The organism is Streptomyces sp. NPDC043876 (genome assembly GCF_056435825.1).
Genome location: NZ_JBWKDV010000004.1, coordinates 710,352 through 734,570, shown reverse-complemented (window position 1 = coordinate 734,570; position 24,219 = coordinate 710,352). Strand labels below are relative to the sequence as shown.

The following is a 24,219-nucleotide window of genomic DNA, read 5'->3' as shown; positions in this document are numbered from 1 at the left end:
GGTGAGGGTGGCAGGCCGCCCGCGGCTGCTGCCCGAGCCGCGCCGTTGGTCCCTCCGCCTGCTGGCCGGGCACCTGCTCCGCGCAGCCGCCTCGGTGGTCCTCCTCACGGCGCTGTACTACCTGGCCCCGCTGGACCGCGGGTTCGGCGTCCTGACCGTCGTACTGCTCGTGTGCGGCCTGGCCCTCTTCGGCGGCCTGATCGCCTGGCAGATCGCTGCCATCACCCATGCGGAGCATCCGCGGCTGCGCGCCATCGAAGCCCTGGCCACCGCGGTACCGCTCTTCCTCGTGCTGTTCTCCGCGTCGTACTTCCTGCTCTCGCAGGAGCTGCCGCGATCGTTCGCGGAACCGTTGAACCGGACCGACGCGCTGTACTTCACGGTCACCGTGTTCGCGACCGTGGGCTTCGGGGACATCGCACCCGTCAGCCAGACCGCCCGTGCGCTGACCACCGTACAGATGGCCATCGATCTGATCGTGGTGGGAGTGATCGCCAAGGTCCTCTTCGGCGCCGTCAGGATCGGCGTGGGCAGGCGAGGGGAGGTACCGCGGGCTCCGCAGGACGAGTCATGACCGGCCCGGCCCGACAGCCGCCCCGCCCCGGCCCTCCCGCCGCGGCCCAGGAAGGAGGAAGTCCATGACGGAGGCGCGTGCACGATCCGACGCACCGGTCAGTGGGACGCAACCGCAGGAGGCTGACGTCCTCCGGCACATGCTCCGCAATCCCGGCTACCTCAAGACGCTCGCCTTCTGCGCCCTCATCGGCATTCCGGTGTCGCTCGCGGCCTACTGGTTCCTCGTCATGCTGCACGAACTGGAACACGTGCTGTGGGCAGACCTTCCCCACGCCATGGGCCTGGACGCTCCACCTTGGTGGTGGCCGTTCCCCTTGCTGCTCGTCGCCGGAACCGTGGTCGGCCTGGTCGCCACGCACCTGCCCGGCGGGGGCGGCCACGTCCCCGCCTCCGGACTGCACACCGGGGGCTCGTCGTCGGCCGCCCTGCCCGGCGTACTCCTCGCGGCGGTGGCCAGTCTGCCGTTCGGCGCCGTGCTGGGACCGGAGGCCCCGCTGATCGCCCTGGGCGGCGGCCTGGCCCTCGTGTTCCGGGACCTCGCGAAGGTGCCGGCGACCCCCCAGAGCGTCGCCCTCCTGGGCGCGGCCGGAGCGGCGGCCGCCATATCGGCGATCTTCGGCAACCCGCTCATCGCCGCGGTGCTCCTCATCGAGGTCGCGGGGGTGGGCGGGCCGCAGCTGTTCGCGGTCATGCTCCCCGCCCTGCTCTCCAGCGGGGTCGGATCCCTGGTGTTCACCGGACTCGGCCGCTGGGTGGGGCTGGAGACGGGCGAACTCTCCCTGAAGCTGTCGACCCCGCTGCCCCGCCTGGACGTGGCGGACGTGCTCTGGGCGCTGGCGCTGGCCGTGGCTCTCGCCGTGGTCCTGCACCCGCTGCTGGCCGGAGCCCGGCTGATCGCCTCGTACGTCACGGCGAGGCCGCTGGTACGGACCGTCCTGTGTGCGCTGGGCGCCGCGGCCTGCGCCGCCCTCTACTCGCTGATCACCGGCCGCTCACCCGTGCAGGTCGTTTCGTCCGGTCAGTCCACCCTCGCCGCACTGGCTTCCGACCCGCACGCGTGGGGAGTTGGCGCACTGCTCGCCGTCCTGCTGTTCAAAGGCGCCGCCTACGCACTGTGCCTGGGCAGCCTGCGAGGCGGCCCCGTGTTTCCGGCGCTCTTCCTCGGTGCTGCGGTCGGCGTCCTGCTCTCGCCCCTGCCGGGCCTGGGCGTCGTACCGGCGATGGCGGCGGGCATGGCGGCAGCTTCCGCCGTCACCCTGCGGCTGCCGGTGAGCAGCGTGGTGCTCGTGGTCCTCCTCCTCGGCAGCGCCGCCATGATGCCCGTCGTGATCCTGGCGGCCGTGGTCGCCTTCGTCATCGCCGAGCTGCTACCACCTGCCGGACCCGCGGCGTCCTGACCCGTCTTCCGCCCCCGGGGCACGGCCCACCGGTCGCGTCGGACGATCCGGGCGCGGGCGCGAGCCGTCCCGACTGGAAGACCGTCGCCGAGTCCACCGCGCAGTTCAACGCCGCTCAGAAGGACGCGATCAAGTCCGCGGCCGACAAGGTGAACCGACCCCGTGATCAAGTTCGCAGGGCCACGTCCAGGTATCGCTGGACCGGCTCGAAGAGTCCGTACGGGACGTATTGCGGGAGCTCAGACAGGGACGGCCTGCGAGATGGTCGCCGGCACCGGGGAACTGCCAGGAGAGTCGGCCCTCTGCGATTCGTCGCCGTACGAGCAGTACTCGATCCTCATGAACCACGACGGCCCCGGCGATCCGGAACTCGGTTTGCGCATCGCCGTTCAGGGACGCCCCGTTCATCCCTCGAAGAGCATTTCTTCCACCGCGGCCGGCGCCGCTGCCTCCGGCTGTGCACGCTCGAACTCGAGCTGCCACGCTCGCGCTTCGGCGTAGGCGACGTGGACCATGCTGCCCGGGCACAGCACCAGTGCCCGGGGTTCGGTCTTATGGTCCTTGACCGACCCGTACCCGATGCGTTTAGTGGGCAGTAGGGCGTGCGGAACGGAGCAGGACGGGCATGGAGCCTTCGGGAGGGTCGCCATGTCCACCAGGATGGCCCAAAGAGCCCCGGCACGGGAGGGAGCGCATGGAGCGCTCGCAGGTCGCCGGCCGCGGACGCTCTCAGTCGAGGGGGACGGCTGCCAGGCGGTCGGTGGTCTGGGGGTAGAGGCGGGTGCCGCGCTGGACGATCATGGTGGGGCCGTCGGGCATGTTCACGGCGCCCGCGGAGAGGGTCCACGCGACGCGGCGGGTGGCGACGTCCACCGCGACGACCGCCCGGCCCGCGCCGCCGACCGCCGCGTAGAGCTCGCCGCGGAACGGGGCGGGAGCCGCCAGCATGGAGACGTACGCACCCGGGTCGTGGGTCCATACCTTCTTGCCGGTCGACTCGTCGAAGGCCTGGAGCGCCCCGTCCGCGACGTACACCGTGCCGTTCACGCAGACGGGCGCGCTCAGCAGCTTGGTCCCCTCCGGCTCCAGCTTCCAGGCGACCGCGCCCGTCACCAGGTCCACCGCGGTGATCCGCTCCTCGAAGTCGAAGACGTGGCGCTCCGAGGCGACCGGGGGGTTGATGCCACCCGACTGGTGGGGTGACGTCGCCTCCTGGTCGCTGCGGACCCGGCAGGCCCACAGCACGCGGCCGTCGCGCAGGTCGACGGCGAAGACGCGCGCGGGGTCCGAGCAGATCAGCCGGCCGCCGGAGAGGACGGCCGACATCATGAGCGAACCGTCCCCGTTCAGGACGGCGCCCTCGACCCGGGTGCGCCAGCGCAGTCTCCGGGCGCCCGGATCGTAGGAGAGCAGCCAGGCCTCCTCCTGCTGCCGCTGGTCGTCGGAGCGGAAGTACGCCTTCAGGTAAAGGCATTGGGCGTCCGCGGCGAGCAGCTGGGTGGTGTGGGCGAGGCCGCCCAGCACGGCCGGGTCGGCCGCGTCGGCGGGGAGGCGGCCGGTGCGCGGGTCCAGGTACCCCGCGCTCGCGATGCCCTCGTCGTCGAAGACGAGGCCCGCGAGGCGGTCTCCCGCCACGACGACACCGACCGTGGCGGTCCGGGTCTCCCACAGGATCCGGCCGTCGGCCGTCGAGATGCCGCGCAGGACGTCGCTCGTGTGGATCAGCACCTCGTCGGACGCGACGGCCGGAGCGGCGGAGAACGGGGACGGGACCGACCACAGCGGCGCCGGTGGGGTGCCGGGCGGGCGGGACCTGCGGCCGGGGCCGGGCGACGCCGTACGGTTCCCCGAGCCCGAGCCCGAGCCCGAGCCCGAGCCCGAACCGGAACCCGAGCCCGGGAGGTTCCCGGTGGCCCAGAGCGCCGAGGCGCCCCCCACGGCGGTGAGCGCGGCGGCCGCCGTGCCCGCGATCAGGGTGCGCCGGGAGAGGGCTCGGCGCGGGGCCGGAGCGCGCAGCGGGGCGGTGGCGACGGTGGCGACCTCCCCGATCCGGCGGGACAGGTCGGAGAGCAGCGCCTGCGGCAGCAGCTCGGCGAACTCCCCGGGGTCGAACGGCCCCCACTCGTCCCGCAGCCGGCCGGGGGCGGGCCGGTCACCCGGCTCCGGTGCCAGGCAGGCGGTGAGCGTCTCGCGCAGCCCGTCCGGCAGACCCGTCAGGTCGGGGTCGGCGCCGTCCCGCAGCAGTTCGAGGGTGCTCTGCCTGCCGCGGGCGTCGTAGGGGCCGTGACCGGTCGAGGCGAACACCAGGACCGCCGCCAGGGCGAAGACGTCGCCCTCCGGGCCGGGCGGCCCGCCGCGCGCCTGCTCCGGTGACATGTACGCCGGGGTGCCCGCGAGCCCCGCGGCCTCCGTGAGGCGGGGGCTGCCCGGGGCCTGGGCGAGCCCGAAGTCGATGAGGCGCGGGCCCTGCGCGGTGACCAGTACGTTCGACGGTTTGACGTCGCGGTGGACGAGACCGGCACGGTGCAGGGCGGCGAGGGCGGCGGCGAGCGCCGAGCCGAGTCCGCGGACGACCGGTTCGGGCAGTGGCCCCGCGGCTGCCACCGCCTCGGTCAGCGAGGGTCCGATGAGGTACCCCGTGGCCAGCCAGGGCCGCGCGGTGTCGGGGTCGGCGCCGAGGAAGGGCGCGGTGTGCTCCCCTCCGAGGGCGCGGGAGGCTTCGGCCTCCAGGGCCAGCCGCTGACGGTAGCCGGGCTGGTCGCGCAGGTCGGACCGGACGGTCTTGACCGCGGCGAGCCGGCCACCGGCGGTACGGGCCAGGAAGACGGTCCCCATGCCGCCGCCGCCCAGCCGGCCCAGGAGGGTGTACTCCCCGAGCCGTTCGGGATCGTCGGGCAGCAGGGGCAGGAGCGTGGACATGACCGGTGGACTCCTTCGGGGCGGTCGAACCTGGGCGTGCTGTGTGCTGTGTGCTGTGTGCTGTGTGCCGCGTGCCGGCATGTGCAGCTGCGGGGGAGAGGGCGCGGGGTCAGTCCGCCGGGAGGGCGACGACGGCGGACGGCCGGGCGACGAGCAGGGTCCCGGGGACCGCGGCGAGCTGGAACGGTTCCCGGGCTTCCACGCCCGCGAGCCCGGTCTGCCACATCCGTTTGCCCGAGGGGAGCCCGGTCGCGGTGACCTGGTGCAGGGTGGCGAGGTAGAGGGTGCGCCCGGAGGTGCTCGCGGTCATGCTCCCGAGCATGTTCCACTCCAGGTTCTCGTCGAGCGACTGCTCCCACCGCGTGCGGCCGGTGTCCGGGTCGACGGCGACGACGGGGCCCGTGCCGTCGTCGCACAGGTACAGGGCGCCGCCGCTGAAGAGGGGCGGGGCGTTGGTCCCGGCGACCACGGCCTGCGACTCCCACAGCCGGGTGCCGGTCCTCAGGTCGTAGGCGTGGGCGCGACCGCGGGAGAGCAGGAACAGGCGTCCGCCGCCGGCCGGGTCCACCACGGACGCGGGGCCGGCGTGCACGTCGGAATAGGAGCGGTTCCAGAGCATGCGTCCGCCGCTCCGCTCGAAGCCCGCGATCGAGTGGGTCCGGACGGCCGTGACGTCCCGGAACGCCTGCCGGGGGACCTGCACCTCCACGACGACCGTCTCGGGGCCGACGGTGGCGGTGAGTTGCGCGTCGGCGAAGCCGCCCGGCAGCGGGGTGCGCCACGCCTCCTTGCGCTGGTCCAGGTCGAAGGCCGCCAGCAGGTATCCGCCCGTCGGATTCCCGTCCCCCACGAGCAGCCACGCGGTGGCGCCGTCCGCGGCGAGCACCCTCGCGAGCTGATCGTTGCGCTGGAGCCACTGGGTACGGCCGTCACGCATCGAGCAGAGCGACAGCCCCTTGCGCGTGGCCGTCAGGAAGCGGTCGCCGGACACGGCGACGGGCGGGGTGCTGCCGCTCGTGGGCAGCTGCCACACCTCCTTGCCGGTGCGCAGATCGTGCCCGTACAGGGCGTCGCCACGCGTCATCAGGCAACGGTCGGCGCTGCTCACCGGCAGGAGCCGGGTCCGGGCCGTCGGGTCGTCCAGGCGCCACAGGGCGGCGGGCGGCATGCCGGGCACGCGGGAGCCCGTACCGGAGGTGCCGGCCGCCGCGGACGGCCCGGTGCGGTCGTCCGCGCGCGTCAGCGCGGACCAGGCGAGGGTCCCGGAGACGCCCAGGGCCGCGCCCGCCGCACCGGTCAGCAGGCCGGACAGCACCCGGCGGCGGGTGGGCGGGGTCTGCCCACCCGGGGTGGTCGGGCCCGGGGCCGGTACGGGGGCCAGGGGCGTACCCGCCCGGGTGGCGGGGTGCGGGGGCTCGTGCGCATCGGCGTCCGCCGGGGACCGGTCGTCCACATGACCGCCCCCGGCACTCGCCCCTTCTCCGTCCGCGTCCGCGATCTCCAGGTCGGCGATCGCCTGCGTGCGCACGGCCAGGGCGGCGACGACCCGGCCGGGCAGCGGGTCCCGCGTCCGCTGCGTGTCGTGCCCTTCGGGGGCCAGCGTCCGGGACAGTTCCGTCGCGGTGGGGCGGTCCGCCGGGGAGGGTGACAGCGCCGCGGTCACCACCTCGCGCAACTCTCCCGGTAAGTCGCTGAGTTCGGGCCGGTCGTGGAGGGCGCGGTAGGCCAGCACGGGCGGCGGGCCGTCCCCGAAGGGGAGCCGGCCGGTGGCCGTGTGGAGCAGCAGCACCCCCAGGGAGTACACGTCGGCGGCGGGGGAGGAGGGCCGGCCCGCGGCCACTTCCGGGGCCATGAAGGCGGCGGGCACGGTCGACACCCGGCTGAACGGTTCGGGCCGCCCAGGGCCTGCCTCGGGCCGTGCTCCCTGGCCCTGTTCGTGCCTCTGCCCCTGTCCCCGGTCCGGTTCGTGAGGCGAGCGCGCGGACGGCGTGCGGCAGGCGTGCAGCGCCATCAGCAGCGGGCGGCCCGTGGTGAGCCAGACGCCGTCGGGCGCCACCGCGGCGTAGCTGACGCCCCGGGCGTGCAGGGCGGCCAGGGTGTCGGCGATCTCCGCCGCGAGCAGCACCGACTGCTCCAGGGGCAGGATCCCGGACTCCGCTCCGGCCCGCTGCCCCACGTCGGAGAGCGACACGGCCGGGGTGTGGGCGAGGGCCACCCATGCGGGTTCGGTCCCGGTGTCCAGGTCCAGTACGGCCGGCACTCCCGCCACGGGCCCGCGGCTCAGCGCCTCGGCCGCCCGGTACGCGGACGGGGGCAGCAGGCACACCACGGCGTGCCCGTGGCTCCGGTCGCGGCCGACGTACATGCCGCCCCGGGGCGGCGCCGGCCGGGGGCCGGGCCAACGGGCCAGCAGCCGGTACCGCCCGGCCCACTGCGGATCCCCGGGACCGGGGCCCTCCCCCAGACGTCCGCCCCCCATGCGTTACCCCCCCCACCTCGTGGCCCCGCCCGGGGCCGTTCACATGCCCGGCAGGGCGCGGACCGCGCCGCCGCGCTGCCAGATGACACTGCCTCCGGCGACCGCTCCCCGCCAGGAAACGTCGGCCCGGCCCTCCCCGGCAAGGGCCGGTGCGAACACGTACTGTTCGGCCGCCCGCTCGCGGTGCGCCACGAGGATGCCCAGCTCGGGCCTCCGCAGCGGCGCGAAGACCCCGGACCCCGCCATCAACGGTGCCTGGTCCTGGGCCAGTTCCTCGGCGGCCAGTACGGTCCAGGCGGAGCCTCCGGTCTTCGCGTCGATGCTCCGGAGCTGGCGGCCGTCGGCGACGTACACGCTGTCGCCGGCCGGCGTGGGCACGCCGAAGCCCGCGCTGTCGTCCGCGGGCACGGTCCACAACTGTTCGCCGCGCCCCCGGTCCAGGCAGGCCAGCGTCCGGTCCCCGGCCCCGCCCAGCAGCACGCCGCCCGCGAACAGGGCCGTCCGCGAGCCGCCGGCGGCCCGCCGCCACACGAGGCCGCCGTCGGAAGCGGACAGGGCCACCACCCCGCCGGCGGCGGACGCCAGGAGCAGCCGCCCGTACCCGGCGGCCGCCGAGAGCGCCGTGCCCGGCACGGGGAGCGGCACGCGCCAGCGCACGCCGCCGTCGGCCCGTCCGAGCGCGGCCACGCGGCCGTCGGCGTCGAGCGCGTACACCTGGTCCTCGTCGGCGCCCAGCAGCCCGGTCACCCGGTCGCGCGTGCGGTGGCGGACCGTACCGCTGCCGGGGTCCAGGAACAGCAGGGCGCCGTCCGGATCCAGGGCCACGGGCCGACGGCCGCCGACGAGGCCGCGCACCACCGGGCCGCGCCAGCGCCGTTCGCCGGTGACCGGATCGTGGAGGAGGAGCTCGCCGCCGCCGTCCGCGAAGCACACCCGGCCGTCGACGTCGACCGGCCCGAAGGCCGGCTGCGCCGCTGCGCCGTCGTACGACCAGAGGGGCTCCGGCACCGTGCCGGGCGGCCCGGTCCAGCGGGGGGCGGGGGTGCGGGCGGGGCCGCCGTCCTCCTGGAGGGCGTGCAGGGCGGTGGCGCCGGTCGCCGCGAGGAGCACGGCCGCGCCGACGCCCTTGAGCACCCCGCGCCGGGTCGGCCGCCGCGGGCCGGCGCCCAGGGCGGCCGCCGCCCGGGCCATCCCGGCGGCGTCGGCGAGCACCGCGGGCGGCAGCCAGCGGGTGGCGGGGCGCGGGGCGGCGCTCTGCGGGTCCAGCTCCGCGGCCACCTCCGGGGCGGCGGGCCGGTCCTGCGGGCGCTTTTCGAGGCAGCCGCGGATCACGGGCAGCAACTCGTCCGGTACGCCGGTGAGGTCGGGTTCCTCGTAGGCGATGCGGAAGTCCGAGCGGACCGGGTCGCCGTCGTAGAAGGCGTGCCGGCCGGTCACCGCGAAGGCGAGTAGCGCGCCGAGGCAGAAGACGTCGCTGGGTGGCCCCAGGGGCCCCTTCACCACCTGCTCGGGCGACATGTAGCCGGGCGTTCCGGGGCGCTGGCCGGTCGCGGTCAGGGTGGCGTCGCCGGTCACCCGGGCGATGCCGAAGTCGACGACACGGGGGCGGTCGGCGCCGAGGATGACGTTCGACGGTTTCAGATCGCGGTGGACGACCCCGGCCGCGCCCAGGGCCGTCAGGGCGCGGCCGAGCGCCCCGGCGAGGACCCGCACGGCGGCCGCGGGCAGGGGCCCGTGCCGCAGCACGGCGGCGGCGAGGGTCGCGCCCGGGACGAACTCGGCCGCGATCCAGGGCACGTGCCCGGCGGTCGAGGAGCCGAGAACGTTGGCGACGAAGGGGCTGCGGACAGCTGCCGCGGCGGCGGCCTCGCGGGTGAACCGCTCGCGCAGGTCCGCGTCGCGGAAGAGTTCGGGCCGGATGGTCTTGAGGGCGACCGGACGCCCCCGGCGGCGGGCGAGGTAGACCGTGCCCATGCCGCCGGCGCCGAGCACCCCCAGGATCCGGTGACCTCCGAGCTGCGCGGGCGTACCGCCCGGCAGCGGGGCGATCACTGGTGTCATGCCGTTGATCGTATGCGTGCGGTCCGACAACGGCCCCTCGGATCGGGAAAGTTGACGGCCACCGACCGGGCGGCAGGCCTGTCCGACCGTGACCTATGCGCCCGCGACCTATTCGACCGTGGCCCAGTCGAGCGTGCGTTCCACGGCCTTCTTCCAGCCCGCGTACCCCTCCTCGCGCTGTTCTTCGGACCATGCGGGCTGCCAGCGCTTGGACTCCTGCCAGTGCGTGCGCAGTTCGTCCGTGTCGCGCCAGAAGCCGGTGGCCAGCCCGGCGGCGTACGCGGCGCCGAGCGCGGTCGTCTCGGCGACCACCGGGCGGCTGACCGGTACGCCGAGGACGTCGGCCTGGATCTGCATGCACAGGTCGTTGGCGGTCACGCCGCCGTCCACCTTGAGGACGTCTAGGTGGACGCCCGAGTCCTTCTCCATGGCGTCCACCACGTCGCGGCTCTGGTAGCAGATCGCTTCCAGGGCGGCCCGTGCCAGGTGGCCGTTGTCGTGGTAGCGGGCGAGTCCGACGATCGCGCCGCGGGCGTCGGAGCGCCAGTAGGGGGCGAAGAGGCCGGAGAAGGCGGGGACGAAGTAGATGCCTCCGCTGTCCTCCACGGTGCGGGCGAGGCGTTCGCTCTCGGCCGCGTCCTTGATGATCTTGAGCTGGTCGCGCAGCCACTGGATCGCCGAGCCGGTGACGGCGATGGATCCCTCCAGCGCGTAAATGGCCGGGCTGTCCCCGAACTGGTAGGCGACCGTCGTCAGGAGGCCGTGCTGGGAGCGGACCAGTTCGGTGCCGGTGTTGAGCACCAGGAAGTTGCCGGTGCCGTAGGTGTTCTTGGCCTCGCCGGGCGCGTAGCAGACCTGCCCGACCGTGGCCGCCTGCTGGTCGCCGAGGACTCCGGTGATGGGGATGGCCTCCCGCAGCGGGCGGGAGGTGCGGCTCTGCCCGAACGCCGTCGGATGGGAGGACGGGTTGATGGTGGGCAGCATGGACCGGGGGACACCGAAGAAGCCCAGGAGCTCCTCGTCCCAGTCGAGGGTCTCCAGGTCCATGAGCATGGTGCGGCTGGCGTTGGTCACGTCGGTGGCGTGGACCCCGCCGTCCGGTCCGCCGGTGAGGTTCCAGAGCACCCAGCAGTCGGTGTTCCCGAAGAGGGCGTGGCCCTGTTCGGCCGCCTCGCGGACTCCGTCGACGTTCTCCAGGATCCACTGGATCTTGCCGCCGGAGAAGTAGGTGGCCGGGGGCAGGCCGGCCTTCCGGCGGATGACGTCGCCCTGTCCGGAGCGCTCCAGGGCCGCGGCGATGGAGTCGGTACGGGTGTCCTGCCAGACGATGGCGTTGTAGTAGGGGCGACCGGTGCGCGGGTCCCATACGACGGTGGTCTCGCGCTGGTTGGTGATGCCGATGGCGGTCAGGTCGGCGGCGGACAGGTTGCCGTGCCGGAGCGCGTTCTGCATCACCGAGTTGGTGCGTTCCCAGATCTCCACGGGGTCGTGCTCGACCCACCCCGAGCGGGGCATGATCTGGGAGTGCTCCAGCTGGTGCCGTGCCACCTCGTTGCCCGCGTGGTCGAAGATCATGAATCGGGTGCTGGTGGTCCCCTGGTCCACCGCGCCGACGAAGTCAGCCATGGCGTGCGCCTCTCTTGGGGATTGCGCCCGGGCGGGTGCGGTCAGCTCTCGTCCGGGGTGGGGACGCGTCCCGGGGGTTCCGGTTCGGCGGTGGGCAGGAACCTGCCGATGAAGAACTTGTAGACGGCCGCGCCGAGCAGGCCGCCGACGACCGGGCCGATGAGGGGCACCCAGAAGTAGAAGTGCCCGTACTGATCTCGCCACGCCCCGCCGTACCCGGTGAGGAAGCTCGCCAGGCGCGGTCCGAAGTCACGGGCGGGGTTGATCGCGTACCCGGCGTTGGTGCCGAAGGCCATGCCGATGGCCACGACGATCAGACCGACGATGAAGGGGCCGAGGTTGGCGCCGGGGGGCGTGTTCAGGAGGTCGGTGACCGCGAGGATCAGCAGGAGCAGGAGCGCCGTGCCGATGACCTGGTCCCGCAGGGCGCCCCACTCGGTGACCGGCAGGTTCGTGTTGCCGTTGGCCGGGAGCGTGGAGAACACGCCCTGGGTCTTGATGGTGTGCCCGGGGTCCGCCTTGCTCAGTGCCTCGCTGTAGTTCCACCGGATGATCAGGGCGGCGACGAACGCGCCGGCCGTCTGGGCCAGCGCGTACGGGGCCACCTTGCTCCACGGGAAGCCCTTGAAGGCCGCCAGTGCGAGGGTGACCGCCGGGTTGAGGTGGGCGCCGCTGAGCCGGGCCGCGACGTAGACGCCCAGGGTCACGCCGAGGCCCCAGGCCCAGGCGATGCTGTCGTGGTTTCCGAGGCCGCCCGGGGGATTGGTCAGGGCGCCGCCGGCGACCACTTGGGCCACCACACCACAACCGAAGAGGATGAGGACCATGGTGCCGGCGAATTCGGCGGAGAGTTCGCCGACCAGCCCCGATGTCTTGAGTCGCGCAGTCATGGGAACCGCTTCCCGTCGGCCCGCGGGCCGGCTTCGACTCCCCCGAGTCCACTGGTGCGACGTTGGACGGGGCGGGGCGCACCGGGCGCGACGCCCGTCCAGCAATGGGTCTCCTTCCCATTGCACCGCTTCTCTACGCCACCGGCCATTTAGCGGGTGGACGGAGATCCGGGCGGACCACCGTGACGTCTGGGTGACCGGCGGGCGCGCGAGCGCGGAAGGGCGGCACACTGGGGGTACAGGACGTGCCGGGTGCCGGGGGCGTGCACTCCGTGGAAGGCCCGCCCGCCGCCGCGCCGGGGCAGCGCCGTCCGGGCGCTCGGTCGCTGGTCCGCTATTCCGCCTGTCGCCACCGGGAGGCACCCGATGAACATGCTGATCAACAGTCCGCAGACGGTCGTCGCCGATGCCTTGCGCGGGCTGGCCGCCGCCCATCCCGACCTCGACGTGGACGTCGAGGCGCGGGTCGTCGTACGGCGGGACGCGCGCGAGGGCGGCCGGGTCGGCCTGGTGTCCGGCGGAGGCTCCGGGCACGAACCGCTGCACGCCGGATTCGTGGGGTACGGGATGCTGTCGGCCGCCTGCCCCGGCGAGGTGTTCACCTCTCCCGTCCCCGACCAGATGCTGCGGGCGGCGCAAGCCGTCGCCTCCGAGCAGGGTGTGCTGTTCGTGGTCAAGAACTACACCGGGGACGTCCTCAACTTCGACATGGCCGCCGAGCTCGCCGAGGAGGACGGGATCCGGATCGAGCGCGTCCTGGTCAACGACGACGTCGCGGTCACCGACAGCCTCTACACGGCCGGGCGGCGCGGTACGGGAGCCACCCTCTTCGTCGAGAAGATCGCCGGGGCGGCGGCCGAGGAGGGCGCCCCTCTGGAGCGGGTCGCCGCGCTCGCGCGGCAGGTCAACGAGGCGTCGCGCAGCTTCGGCGTGGCCCTGGCCGCCTGCACGACGCCCGCCAAGGGCAGTCCGACCTTCGACCTCCCGGACGGAGAGCTGGAGCTGGGGGTCGGCATCCACGGCGAGCCCGGCCGGGAGCGCCGCGCCATGATGACGGCGCGGGAGATCGCGGAATTCGCGGTCGGGGCCGTACTGGACGACATGGCGGCGGGGGCCCCGGGCGACGGTCCGGTGCTGGCCCTGGTCAACGGGATGGGCGCGACGCCGCTGCTGGAGCTGTACGGGTTCCACGCGGAGGTGGCACGGGTGCTGGCGGCCAGGGGAGTGCCGGTGGCCCGGACGCTGGTGGGCAACTACGTCACCTCGCTGGACATGGCCGGCTGCTCGGTGACGCTCTGCCGGGCCGACGAGGAACTGCTGCGGCTGTGGGACGCACCCGTACAGACGGCGGCGCTGCGCTGGGGGCGCTGACCGCAGCGCGGGGGCCCGCGGGGTTCCGGACGTCGGCGCACCCCTAGGCTGTGCGCCGGGCGGCCCCGGGCGCGGGGCCCGGGGGGCGGGGAACAGGATGCGCGCGGAACGTCACATAGCGGGGATGCTCCGGCAGATCGCCCGTCGTCAGGATGTCGTCGACATCGCCCCCCAGGGCACCCCGCGGAAGGCGGCCGCGCTGGCGCACGTGGCGGAGCGGTACGGCTACACGTACGGCATGGCGTACCGCACCGGGTACAAGAACTCGCTCGTCCAAGTCCGGATGTACCGGGACCCACGACCCGGCGCGCGTGCCCGCGAGGCGGCCGCCGTCAGCGCCCATCCGCAGGCGGGCAACGGCGGGACGGTGCCCGGGCTGAAGCAGGGCTCGCTGAAGCCGCTTCCCGAGGCCGTCGGCGCCGTGGCCGTGATGAAGGACCTCGTCACCTACGACGTCATGGCCCAGTACGTCGCCTCCCGCGGCCAGCAGGTGCTGGTGTACCTCACCTGCGCGGTCCTGACCCTGCTCATGCTCATCGACAAGTCACCGGTCGAAGCAGTCGCCTCCGGCGCCGCGGTCGCCCTGCTCGTCGCCGTGGCGTTCAGGGTGGGCGCGATCCGCCGCGAGAGGATCACGCGGCGGCTGACGGCCGCCGGCTTCCTCGTGATCCACGACCCCCAGGGCGCCCAGCGCTTCCACCGCCCGGAACACCAGCCGCCCGGCCACCACGGCCCGTTCACCCGCTGAGCCCCTGCTCGCTGCCGATGCTTCGAGCGCACGGCGGATCAGGTGCTGCCTCGGCGTGTCGGCCTCGGTGGGAGCCTCCTGCAAGGGGAGAGGCGTGGCGCCGGGGGCCACCCGGGGGCCGGGGGAGGGGCGGACGGAGATCAGGTACGACTCGGTGGATTCGAGGTTGCACCCGTCTCGCTCCGGATGGCGACCGCGCGCCGTGACCTCGACCCGGTACCACCCGGGGCCGTCCGTGCTCAGGAGGGGGAGGTCTTCGTGAGCGCCGAGGACGAGCGATTCCACCCGGAGGCTGCCGGCCGGCGCCCAGAGGAGGGTGCCGGCCGTTTCTTCCCCGTTTCCGGTTTCGCGCTCCCCGGCCGCCGCCACCTCGACGGTCACGTTGCCGGTATTGATCCCGGTCAGCACGATGGCTCCTTGAGCCAGGGGGACGAGCAGGGTCTGCGACCAGTCGGCGGTTTCGATGGGCACTGCGCCCGCGTCGAGGATGCCGAAGCTGCCCTCGTTGACGAAGATCCTGGCTGAGGTGGTCACGTTCCGCCCTCCCTTGGCAGCACGCCGCCACGGTACGGCTCGGGTCGCCTGCACGTGTCCGAAATATGTCGTTCGGGATGGACCGCATGGCCCGGGGCCGTCCCGGGCAGGCGGGACCTGTTCGATCGTCGATGTGATGGGTGCAGGCATGCGAAGTGTGGGCGTGGAAGAGGAACTGCTCCTGGTGGATCCTGCCAGTGGCGTGCCGGTGGCCCTGTCGGGGCACGTGCTGGAGGCCGCGGACCGGTCCGACGGGCCGGGTTCGGGTGACGGCTGGGAGCAGGGCCACAACTTCGAGCGCGAACTCGCCAAGGAGCAGGTCGAGTTCGCGACGAAGCCGGTCACGGACCTGGGCGAGCTGGCGCGCGAGATCGGCCGCTGGCGGACCGAGGCCGCGCGCCACGCGGAGGGCGTAGGCGCGGTCGTGGCCGCCCTCGGCACCTCCCCGCTGCCCGTGGAGCCCTCGCTGAACACCGGGCGCCGCTACCAGTGGGTGGCCGAGCAGTTCGGGCTGACCGCGCAGGAGCAGTTGACGTGCGGCTGCCACATCCACGTGTCGGTGGAGTCGGACGAGGAGGGGGTCGCGGTCCTGGACCGGATCCGGCCCTGGCTGGCGGTCCTGACCGCCCTCAGCGCGAATTCGCCCTTCTGGCAGGGGCAGGACACGGGATACGGGAGCTACCGGAGCCGGGTCTGGAACCGGCTGCCGTCGGCAGGACCCGTGGACCTCTTCGGATCTCCGAAGGGCTACCACGACCAGGTCCGGGCCATGGTCGACAGCGGTGTGCTCCGTGACGAGGGGATGATCTGGTTCGACGCCCGGCTGTCCGCCGCCTATCCCACGGTGGAGATCAGGGTCGCGGACGTGTGTCTGGACGCCTCGACGCCGGTCCTGCTCGCCGCGCTCGTTCGCGGCCTGGTCGAAACGGCCGCGCGCGCCTGGCGTGCGGGGGAACCGCCCGCGCCGGTCAGTACGAGCCTGCTGCGGCTGGCGTCGTGGCAGGCCGGCCGGTCGGGGCTGGAGGGCTCCCTGCTCCACCCCGAGACCATGCGGGAGGCCTCGCCGGAGGAAGTGGTGGACGCCCTCCACCGCCATGTGCGCGACGCGGTACGCGACCACGGCGACGACGACCTGGTCCGGGACGGCCTCGCGGCCCTCCTGCGGGACGGGAACGGCGCGCGCGTCCAGCGCGAACTCATGCGCACCCGGGGCGACCTGGCCGCGGTCGTCACCCGCTGCACGGAGATCACCACCGCGTCCGCCGTGACCGCCTGAACCGCGGCCGCGTCCCCCGGGCAGGCCGCGGCCCGCGGCCGCCCCGGGCGCCGTGGTGGCGGGGACCGCGCTCAGCCCCCGCAGGCGTCCCCAGCCCCCGCACCCGCCGCACGGAGCGAACGGCCCCGGCTCCCGCTCCCAGCGGGACGCGCACCGACAGCGGCCGGGGGAACGGCCTCCGCGTTCGCATACCGTCGCATAACGTACCGGGCGGCCGGGGGTCCGCCGGGGCGTTCTGCGGAACCTGCGCCGCGCCCGACACGGGCCGGGTGCCGTCGTACGCGCTGCGGGCGCGCTTTGGTCCAGGTGTGAGGCCCCGCGTCATCCCCCCCGACGCGGGGCCTCACGCCTTTTCCGTCAGGGCGACCCGCTCGTTCCCTGTCAGCGGTGGCCCAGTACGTTCACGACCCGGCCGGCGGGGTCGCGGACGAAGAAGCGCCGCACGCCCCAGTCCTCGTCCTGGAGCGGGTGGACGACCTCCGCGCCGGCCTTGAGGACGGCCGCGTAGGCCGCGTCCACGTCGTCCACCTCGATGCTCAGGTCGGGGTTGACCGGCGCCGTTGCGTCGGCGGTCATGAAGCTGATCTGCGCGGCCGGAGCGGCCGGGTCGGCGAGCGTGAAGATCCAGCCGTGGTCCATCACCTCCTCGAAGCCCAGCAGGCCGTAGAAGTCCCGGTTCTCCTCCCGGGCTGCGGACGAGAGGTTGGGCACGACACGACGCACGGCCATCGACGACTCCGAGTCACTTCCAGCGGACCAGTGGTGCGGGTGCTCCGGGAGCACGCCGGTACGCGCACCCTTCCACATGCCCCGGCCCGGTGCACGGCATCTCCCGGGGACAGCGCCCGAGGCCCCGGCGGAGGTGCTGCGTCCGCTTTCGTCTGGGAGGGTTGTCACGGGGTAGGCGAGCCGTGGCGTCATCAGAGGCCGGAGGGATTGCCATGCCGGACAGGTACAGCGACATGCTCACCGGGCTGCTGCGGGCCAGTCACCTGACGACCTTCGAGCAGCTGCCCGCGCTGGTCGCGGAACATGCCGCCGGCGCCGGATTCGCGCCGGTCCACCTCTACGTCTGCGACCTGCGGGAGGACATGCTGCGGGAGGTCACCGGCAAGGGACTGGACGCCGGGGAGGGCGGCGAAGAGCTGCGGATCGACGCCACCCTGGCCGGGCGGGCCTTCCAGGGCATGCGGCCGCAGGCCGGCACCACCGGGGCCCCGCAGTACTGGCTGCCCCTGCTCGACGGCACGGAGCGCCTCGGCGTCATCGCCGTCACCACGGCGGGGGAGCCGGACGCGGAGGCCCGGCAGGCCATGGGGGACCTGGCCTCCGTGGTCGGCATGATGCTGGTCGCGGCGCGGGCGCACAGCGACTCCTACGCCCGCCTGATCCGCCTGGAAGCCATGTCGGTGTCCGCCGAGATGCAGTGGACGCTGATGCCGCCGCGCACCTTCACCGGACCCCGGGTGACGGTCGCCGCCGCGATGGAACCGGCGTACACCACGGCCGGGGACGCCTTCGACTACGCCCTGGCCGCCGACATCGCCCACCTCGCGATCTTCGACGCCATGGGGCACGACACCGCCGCCGGCCTGACCGCCAACCTCGCCATGGCCACCTGCCGCAACCAGCGGCGGCAGGGCGCGAGCCTGAACCAGGCGCGCGACACCATCGAAGCGACGCTCATCGAGCAGTTCACCCGCGACCGGTACGCCACCGCCGTCCTCGCCGACCTCGATCTGAACACCGGACTGCTGTCCTGGATCAACTGCGGCCATCCGCCGCCGCTCCTCATCCGCGACGGCCGCTGGATCACCACGCTCACCCGTACTCCCACCCACCCGCTGGGCACCGACCTCGGCTTGCCCGCCCACGTCCACCGGGAGCAGCTCGAACCGGGGGACCGTCTGGTCCTCTACACCGACGGCATCACCGAAGCCCGCGACCGTGCGGGCCGTGAATTCGGCCTGGAGCGCTTCGTCGACTTCGTCATCCGCCAGCAGGCCGACGCCCTTCCCGTGCCGGAAACCCTGCGCCGCCTGGTCCACGCCGTACTGCGCCACCACGACGGACAGCTCGGCGACGACGCCACGGTCCTGCTCTGCCAGTGGCACGGCCACCGGGCCTCCGCCGAGGGCGGCCCGGACGGCGCACGTCTGACCATTCCGGTCCCCGGCACGTGAGCCGCCGCGAGCCGCCCGCAGCGCCGTGAGCCGCCCGCAGCCCCGGGTCACCCCGCGGGCGCACCGCGTCACCCCCTCGGGTGCATTCCCCGGCCGTGCCGCCGAAGAGGTGTTTACCGGCGAAAAGTCGGGTATGGGGCAGATCGGTCGGCGTTGGCCGACTATCACTTCTCCTTGTGATCGGATGGTCGACTATGGGCTGGGCTTCTTGGACGACGGTCGCAGTGTTCGCCGGACGCGGAGGCGTCCTCACCCAGGAGGGTGTGACGCTGGGCGGTGAACTGGACATCCACACCACCTGGGCCGACGGGCACGCCGACGTGGCGGTCCAGTACCGCGGTGGTTCCGAATGGCTGGTGATGGCCGGGAGCCCGGCGCCCTGCCCGTCCGAAGAGGCCAGTCGCGGTCTTCACGACGCCGTCGTCGAAGCCGTGCGCCGCGGCAACGCCGCGACCGTCCCCGCCCCCGCGCCCGTGTCGGGCTGAGGGGTCGCTCCAGGGGGTTCAGGACCCGGCCCGGGAGGTCTCCAGCTCGCGTGCGGCGGGGGTGGACCGCTCGGCTGCGGCCAGAGAGGCCTCGATCTCGTCGAGCGCGCGGCGGGCCGTGGCGAGCCGCGCCCTGACGTCGCCGCCGTCCGCGCCGGGACCCCCGGGCGTGGGCGCGGGAGCCCGACGGGCCTCGGCCTCGATCTCGCGCGCCTCGTCCAGGGAGTTCAGCACGACTCCGATCAGCACGTTGACCAGCACGAACGAAGCGAGCAGGGCGTAGGAGGCGTAGTAGAAGATGCTCAGGCGGGAGATCGCCAGCCCCGCGCGCACGGCGTCGGTCAGACCGTCGAGCGTGGTGAGCAGGAACAGCGTCAGCGCCGCCCGGCCCACCGAACCGTAGTGCTGGGGGTCGGAGCCGGCGAAGCAGACCCAGCCGACCATGGCGTACACGTAGATCACCAGCGCCCCGACGAACATGAAGCTCACCGTCCCCGGCAGGCTCCGGCCGACGGCGATCAGCAGGATCCGCAGGTGGGGCAGGAAGCGCGCCGTCCGCAGCACCCGGGCGAGCCGCAGCAGCCGCAGCACGGTGGTGTTCTCGCGGACGAACGGCGCGAAGGCGGAGAGCACGATCGCCAGGTCGAAGAGGTTCCACGGATCCCGGAAGAATGCTTTCGGCTGGTCGGCGTGGGCCCCCATGCGGAGCAGCATCTCCAGGGTGAACACCACCAGGCAGGCGTCCTCCGCGCCCTGGAGCAGCCGCTGGTAGTCATGGGCGAGCCCGCTGTAGGTCTCCGCGCCCATCAGTGCCGCGTTGAGCAGGATCACGCAGAAGACCGTCATCCCGAAGGCGGGGGCTTCCGCGACCACCCGGCATCGTGCTGCCAGTTTCATGCGGCCGCGTCCGGACGGCTTCGGGATGGTCATCTCGCTCCTCGTGTTCGGTGTCGTCGCCAGGACGGCGCGCCCGGCGGGGGCGCGACGAGTCCGCCCTTCTAACGCCGCACGCGGGATCGGGTTTCACCCCTGGCGTCGGCCGGACGAGCCGGTGGGGCGACGGGCCGCCGGCTCAGCGGGCGAGGGAGACGGCGAAGGGCTCGAAGCCGCGCCGGCGCAGGACGTGGGGCACGACCAGGATCATGGCCTCGGTGGCGCGGGCCGTGGTGATGTCGCCGAGGTCCTCGATCTGCGGCGGCTGCCAGCCGAGGTCGCCGAGCAGGCCGGTGACGACGGCCTTCGCGGCGTCGTCATCGCCCGAGAGATAAGCGGTCGGTGGGGTGGACAGGGTTTCGGGCGCGGTCATGACCATGAAGAGCATGGTGTTGAGGGTTTTGACCACGCGGGTGTCGGGGAGCGCGGCCTGGAGCTTCTCGGCGAGGCTGCTGCCGGGGTAGCACAGATCGCCGGGCAGGCCGTCGGCGGCGTCGCGGGTGGCGTTGGAGACGTCGATGAGGATCTTTCCGGCGAGTTCGGCGCGCAGGTCGGTCAGCCGCTCCAGGGAACTGTCGCCCGGGGTCGCGTTGATCACGATGTCCGCGGTACGGGCGGTGGTGCGCTGGTCGGCGAAGGCGACCGGCGCCGTGGCCCCGGCGGTGCGGGCGGCGCTGCCCTCGGGGCTGCGGCCGCCCAGGGTGACCTGGTGTCCGGCCGAGGCGAGTTTGGCGGCGAGAGAGGTGCCGACGCGGCCGGCGCCCAGGATTCCGATGCGGGTCATGGTGGTGCTCCTTCGGTGGGGTGGCGCGGGGGTGGAAACGAGCGGAGGGGCCCGGTCAGGCGATCGAGGAGAGGACCCCGAGGGCGGCGCCGTGGATCCCGGGGGCGGAAGCCAGGAAGTCGCCGCCGGCGGTGCTCCAGGGCGTGCCGGCCAGGTCGGTGACGGTGCCGCCGGCCTCGGCGACCAGCAGGGCGCCGGCGACCAGGCCCGAACGGACGTCGGAGAACTGCCAGAACGCGTCCGTGCGTCCGGCGGCGACGTGGATGAGCTGCAGGGTGGCGGGCACGGACACGCGCACGACCAGGCCGTTGACGAGCATCGCGGTGACCGAGTCGCCGATCCGCCGGAAGGTGCGCTCGTCCTCGCCCGGCTTGGCCTGTCCGGTACCGATGAGCGCCGCGCCCAGGTCCGTCTTGGCGGACACCTTCAGGGGCCGGCCGTTGAGGTGGGCGCCGCCCCCGGCGACCGCGGTGTAGGTGTCGCCGGTCAGCGGGAGGTGGACGACGGTGAGGACCGGCCGGTTGTCGCGGACCAGGGTGGCGGTGACGGCCCACTCGTCCAGGCCGTGGACGTGGTTGATGTTCCCCTCAGCGGGGTCGACGATCCACCATTCCCCGGCCGGGAGCGCGCCGCCCGCCAGCTCGTCCTCGGCCCACAGCGATCCCGGCCGGGCCGCCAGCAGCGGTGCGCGCAGCACCTCCAGCACCGCGTCGTCGTTGGCGTGGATCTCGGCGACGATCTCGTCCGAACTCACGCCCCGGGCGTGGACGGTGTAGCGGTCGCGCAGGGTGACACCGGCGGTCCGCACCGCCTCCGTCACCTCGGACAGGAGGGTCGTACCGACGGCGAAAGGCATGGTGGTGCTCATGGTGGACTCCTTGGGGATTCGGTGGAGCGGGGCGGTCGTTCTCGCCCCGCACTTCGAAAGTAGGCCGCCCGATCATTAACAACAAGTGCATGCTTGTCACTTGTAGAGTTACTGCCATGCAACTGGATCTGAACCTGCTCACGGCTCTGGACGCCCTGCTGGAAGAGGGCAGCGTGGCGGGGGCGGCGGCCCGCCTCCACGTCACCGCGCCGGCGATGAGCCGCTCCCTGGGCCGCATCCGCAAGGCCACCGGCGACCCGATCCTGGTCCGCACCGGCCGCAGCATGGTCCCCACCACCCGCGCCCTCACCATGCGCGCTCAGGTCCACACCCTCGTGCAGCAGGCCCACCACCTCCTGTCCGCGGAGCAGGAGCTCGACCTGGCGGCCCTGGACCGGGTGTTCACCGTGCGCTGGCACGACGCGCTGACCGCCGCGTGCGGTACGGACCTGATCGCGGCCGTCCGTCAACGGGCCCCCGGCGTCCGGCTGCGGCTGTCCGCCGAACCCGGCTCGGACGACGCCGAGTTGCGCCGCGGCGAGGTCGACCTCGAATCGAGCTCCAGCGCTCCGGCCCTCCCCGACATCCGCCACCGCCTCCTCGGCAGGGACCGGCTGGTCGTCGCGGTCCGCCCCGGACACCCGCTCACCGAAGGCCCGTTGACCGTCGAGCGGTACGCCGCCGCCGAACACCTCACCGTTTCCCGGCGCGGCAACCTGCGCGACCCGATCGACGACCTCCTGACCGCCCGCGGCCTCGCGCGACGCGTCGTCGCCGCGGGCCCCACCGCCGCCTTCGCGCTGGGCCTCGCCCGCGACACCGACCTGGTGGTCACCCTCCCCGAAGCGGTCACCCGGGCTGCGCGCGAGCACCTGGGCCTCGCCGCACTGCCCCCGCCGCTCGCACTGCCCGACGTACCCCTGTACCTGCTCTGGCACCAGCGCTACGAGAACGACCGCGCCCACGCCTGGCTGAGGGAACGGGCCACCGAAATCGTCCGGACCCTGTTCGCCGCACCCGCCGCGCCCACCGCCTCCGCGTAGGCTCCCGGCCCGCCGGTCCTCCCGAGCGTGGGTGCGTAGGTGTGTTCACACTCGGTCAAATGTGGTGGGATCCCGGTCATCACAGGGCGCGGTTTCCGGCCGCGTGGTCGGATGTTCCCCTCTGCGGGATCCGGCGAGTGCGAGGCACGGCATGGCAACGACGACCGAAGAACCCTTCCGGGCCCTGCTGGAAGCGGCACCGGACGCGATGGTGATCGTGGACGACGCCGGAGTGATCCGCCTGGTGAACGCCCAGACCGAGGCGCTCTTCGGCTACCCCCGCGAGGAACTCCTGGGGCGTTCCATCGACGTACTGGTGCCCGAGCGGTTCCGGGGCCAGCACCCCGGTCACCGCCGCGGCTACGCGGCCAGCCGGCAGGTGCGCCCGATGGGCGCCGGCCTGGAGCTCCACGGCCTGCGCCGGGACGGGCGCGAGTTCCCCGTGGAGATCAGCCTGAGCCCGCTGGAGACCCCCGAAGGGCTGCTGATCTCGGCCGCCGTACGGGACGTCAGCGAGCGCAGGGCCGCCGACGCGCGCTTCCGCGCCCTGCTGGAGGCGGCGCCCGACGCGATGGTGATCGTCGACGAGCGGGGCACCATCCAGCTGGTCAACGCGCAGACGGAGACGCTCTTCGGATACGCCCGCGAGGACCTGCTGGGGCGCCCGGTCGAGGTCCTCGTACCGGACCGGTTCCGCGGCCACCACTCCGCCTTCCGCGAGGGCTACTTCGTCAACCGGCAGGTCCGGCCGATGGGCGCGGGCCTGGAGCTCTACGGACTGCGCCGCGACGGCGCCGAGTTCCCCGTCGAGATCAGCCTCAGCCCCCTGGAGACTCCCGACGGCACGCTCGTCTCCGCCGCGATCCGCGACGTCACCGAACGCAAGGCCGCCGAGGAGATGCTCGCCCGGCTCTACGAACAGCAGCGCCACGTCGCCCTCACCCTCCAGCGCAGCCTCATGGGTTCGCCGCCCGACGTCCCGGGCATGCCGACGGCCAGCCGCTACTTCCCGGCGCGCCAGGGCGCCGGGGTGGGCGGGGACTGGTTCGACCTGATCCCGCTGGGCGGCGGCCGGGTCGGCGTGATGATCGGCGACGTGATGGGACGCGGACTGGACGCCGCCGCCGTCATGGGGCAGCTGCGGTCGGCCTCCCACGCCCTGGCCAAGACCGGGATGCCGCCCTGGCAGTTGATGCGCGCCCTGGACGCGGTGGTGAGCGAACTCCCGGACCAGTTCGTCACCTGCTGCTACCTCGTGGTCGACGCCGACGCGGCCGAGGTCACCGTCTGCTCGGCCGGACACCTGCCCGTCCTGCTGGCCGGTCCCGGTGGGGAGGTGACCCGGCTCCCGGCGGACGTGAGCGTCCCGCTCGGCGTCGGCGAGGTCCCCCACCACGAGAGCCGGCACCGGGTACCGCCCGGATCCGTGCTGGCGCTCTACACGGACGGACTGGTGGAGACCCCGGGCAGCGACATCGAATCCCAAGTGGACGGGCTGGCAGTGGCCTTGGAGAAGGGCCTCGCGACGACCGAGTGCCTGGAGACCGCGGCGGACCGGCTGCTGGCGGAGCTGCTGCCGGACGCCGACGACAACGCGGACGACGTCACCCTGCTGCTCGTGCGCATCCCCGAGGCCCCGGCCACCTCGCGGACCGTGGTCCTGCCGGCCGAACCGGGCAGCGTGGGCGAGGGCCGCCGGTTCCTGCGCGCCACCCTGGCCGCGTGGGGCAGGGAGGACGACCACCTGCGGGAGACGGCGTGCCTGCTGGCGTCCGAGCTCCTGTCCAACGCGGTGCGCCACGGAGTCGGCCCGCTCAAGCTCAGACTGCGCCAGGCGGGGCGCGAGCTGGGGGTCGAGGTCTGCGACGGGAGCCCCGTCCTGCCGCAGGCCCGGTTCGCCGCCCCGGACGCGGAGTCGGGCCGCGGGCTGCTCCTCGTCGACTCCCTCGCCAGCTCCTGGGGCACCCTCCCGACGGCGGAGGGCAAGGCCGTCTGGTTCTCCCTGCCGCTGCCCGGCCCACGCGGCTGACGGCGGGCGTTCACGGC

19 protein-coding genes and 1 pseudogene are annotated in these 24,219 nt (G+C 73.7%); 10 read left to right on the top strand and 10 right to left on the bottom strand.

What is annotated here, in order from left to right:
• The first annotated feature begins 7 nt into the window (after positions 1–7).
• Entirely contained in the window at positions 8–574 is a 567-nt protein-coding gene (locus tag AC0693_RS16955; RefSeq protein WP_469331737.1) for a potassium channel family protein, read from the top strand.
• Positions 575–713: 139 nt separating this feature from the next.
• A complete protein-coding gene (locus AC0693_RS16950; protein ID WP_478802226.1) occupies positions 714–1,973 on the top strand; it encodes a chloride channel protein in 1,260 nt (419 codons plus the stop codon).
• Positions 1,974–2,139: 166 nt separating this feature from the next.
• On the opposite strand, the pseudogene AC0693_RS16945 reads toward AC0693_RS16950, so the two are convergent.
• The 6 genes and pseudogenes from AC0693_RS16945 to AC0693_RS16920 all read right to left on the bottom strand — a co-directional run bounded on the left by AC0693_RS16945 (position 2,140) and on the right by AC0693_RS16920 (position 11,948).
• Positions 2,140–2,381: pseudogene (locus tag AC0693_RS16945) on the bottom strand (NUDIX hydrolase).
• A gap of 321 nt (positions 2,382–2,702) precedes the next feature.
• A complete protein-coding gene (locus AC0693_RS16940) occupies positions 2,703–4,892 on the bottom strand; it encodes a protein kinase domain-containing protein (RefSeq protein ID WP_478802225.1) in 2,190 nt (729 codons plus the stop codon).
• Positions 4,893–5,001: 109 nt separating this feature from the next.
• On the bottom strand, positions 5,002–7,371 hold the full coding sequence (locus AC0693_RS16935) for an outer membrane protein assembly factor BamB family protein (protein ID WP_478802224.1): 2,370 nt from the start codon (positions 7,369–7,371) through the stop codon (positions 5,002–5,004).
• Positions 7,372–7,410: 39 nt separating this feature from the next.
• Positions 7,411–9,432: a serine/threonine-protein kinase gene (locus tag AC0693_RS16930; protein ID WP_478802223.1), complete on the bottom strand. Its 2,022-nt coding sequence runs from the start codon at positions 9,430–9,432 to the stop codon at positions 7,411–7,413.
• 108 nt (positions 9,433–9,540) lie between these two features.
• The gene (gene glpK / locus AC0693_RS16925) at positions 9,541–11,058 is read right to left on the bottom strand and encodes a glycerol kinase GlpK (protein WP_478802222.1); all 1,518 of its coding nucleotides are present in this window, start codon (positions 11,056–11,058) and stop codon (positions 9,541–9,543) included.
• A 41-nt stretch (positions 11,059–11,099) separates the two neighbouring features.
• Positions 11,100–11,948 (bottom strand): MIP/aquaporin family protein, encoded by an 849-nt coding sequence (locus AC0693_RS16920; protein ID WP_356407145.1) that lies wholly within the window; start codon positions 11,946–11,948, stop codon positions 11,100–11,102.
• Positions 11,949–12,314: 366 nt separating this feature from the next.
• Here AC0693_RS16920 and dhaK point away from each other — a divergent pair, with 366 nt between their 5' ends.
• The 4 genes from dhaK to AC0693_RS16900 all read left to right on the top strand — a co-directional run bounded on the left by dhaK (position 12,315) and on the right by AC0693_RS16900 (position 15,877).
• Positions 12,315–13,319, top strand: coding sequence for a dihydroxyacetone kinase subunit DhaK (gene dhaK / locus AC0693_RS16915; RefSeq protein ID WP_469331744.1), 1,005 nt, complete (start codon positions 12,315–12,317; stop codon positions 13,317–13,319).
• 97 nt (positions 13,320–13,416) lie between these two features.
• Positions 13,417–14,067 (top strand): hypothetical protein, encoded by a 651-nt coding sequence (locus tag AC0693_RS16910; protein WP_478802221.1) that lies wholly within the window; start codon positions 13,417–13,419, stop codon positions 14,065–14,067.
• 258 nt (positions 14,068–14,325) lie between these two features.
• Positions 14,326–14,592 carry a hypothetical protein gene (locus tag AC0693_RS16905; RefSeq protein ID WP_469331748.1) on the top strand — a complete coding sequence of 89 codons (267 nt, stop codon included), beginning with the start codon at positions 14,326–14,328 and terminating at the stop codon, positions 14,590–14,592.
• Positions 14,593–14,749: 157 nt separating this feature from the next.
• Complete coding sequence (locus AC0693_RS16900) at positions 14,750–15,877, top strand: glutamate--cysteine ligase 2 (RefSeq protein ID WP_356407137.1); 1,128 nt, start codon at positions 14,750–14,752, stop codon at positions 15,875–15,877.
• A gap of 381 nt (positions 15,878–16,258) precedes the next feature.
• Here the strand turns inward: AC0693_RS16900 and AC0693_RS16895 are convergent, their stop codons facing one another.
• Positions 16,259–16,606, bottom strand: coding sequence for a VOC family protein (locus AC0693_RS16895; protein ID WP_356407131.1), 348 nt, complete (start codon positions 16,604–16,606; stop codon positions 16,259–16,261).
• Between the two features lie 212 nt (positions 16,607–16,818).
• Between AC0693_RS16895 and AC0693_RS16890 the strand changes: the two genes are divergently transcribed.
• Together AC0693_RS16890 and AC0693_RS16885 are read left to right on the top strand one after the other, a co-directional pair.
• Positions 16,819–18,060: a PP2C family protein-serine/threonine phosphatase gene (locus AC0693_RS16890; RefSeq protein WP_469331752.1), complete on the top strand. Its 1,242-nt coding sequence runs from the start codon at positions 16,819–16,821 to the stop codon at positions 18,058–18,060.
• Between the two features lie 194 nt (positions 18,061–18,254).
• Positions 18,255–18,545 carry a hypothetical protein gene (locus tag AC0693_RS16885; protein WP_469316325.1) on the top strand — a complete coding sequence of 97 codons (291 nt, stop codon included), beginning with the start codon at positions 18,255–18,257 and terminating at the stop codon, positions 18,543–18,545.
• 18 nt (positions 18,546–18,563) lie between these two features.
• Here the strand turns inward: AC0693_RS16885 and AC0693_RS16880 are convergent, their stop codons facing one another.
• The 3 genes from AC0693_RS16880 to AC0693_RS16870 form a co-directional block, all read right to left on the bottom strand.
• On the bottom strand, positions 18,564–19,475 hold the full coding sequence (locus AC0693_RS16880) for an ion transporter (RefSeq protein ID WP_478802220.1): 912 nt from the start codon (positions 19,473–19,475) through the stop codon (positions 18,564–18,566).
• 142 nt (positions 19,476–19,617) lie between these two features.
• Positions 19,618–20,262: an NADPH-dependent F420 reductase gene (locus AC0693_RS16875; RefSeq protein ID WP_478802219.1), complete on the bottom strand. Its 645-nt coding sequence runs from the start codon at positions 20,260–20,262 to the stop codon at positions 19,618–19,620.
• A gap of 55 nt (positions 20,263–20,317) precedes the next feature.
• Positions 20,318–21,130: an inositol monophosphatase family protein gene (locus AC0693_RS16870; RefSeq protein WP_478802218.1), complete on the bottom strand. Its 813-nt coding sequence runs from the start codon at positions 21,128–21,130 to the stop codon at positions 20,318–20,320.
• A gap of 116 nt (positions 21,131–21,246) precedes the next feature.
• On the opposite strand from AC0693_RS16870, the gene AC0693_RS16865 reads away from it, so the two are divergent.
• Together AC0693_RS16865 and AC0693_RS16860 are read left to right on the top strand one after the other, a co-directional pair.
• Positions 21,247–22,173, top strand: a complete 927-nt coding sequence (locus AC0693_RS16865) for a LysR family transcriptional regulator (RefSeq protein WP_478802217.1) — start codon at positions 21,247–21,249, stop codon at positions 22,171–22,173.
• 151 nt (positions 22,174–22,324) lie between these two features.
• Entirely contained in the window at positions 22,325–24,202 is a 1,878-nt protein-coding gene (locus AC0693_RS16860) for a PAS domain S-box protein (RefSeq protein ID WP_478802216.1), read from the top strand.
• Positions 24,203–24,219 lie beyond the last annotated feature (17 nt).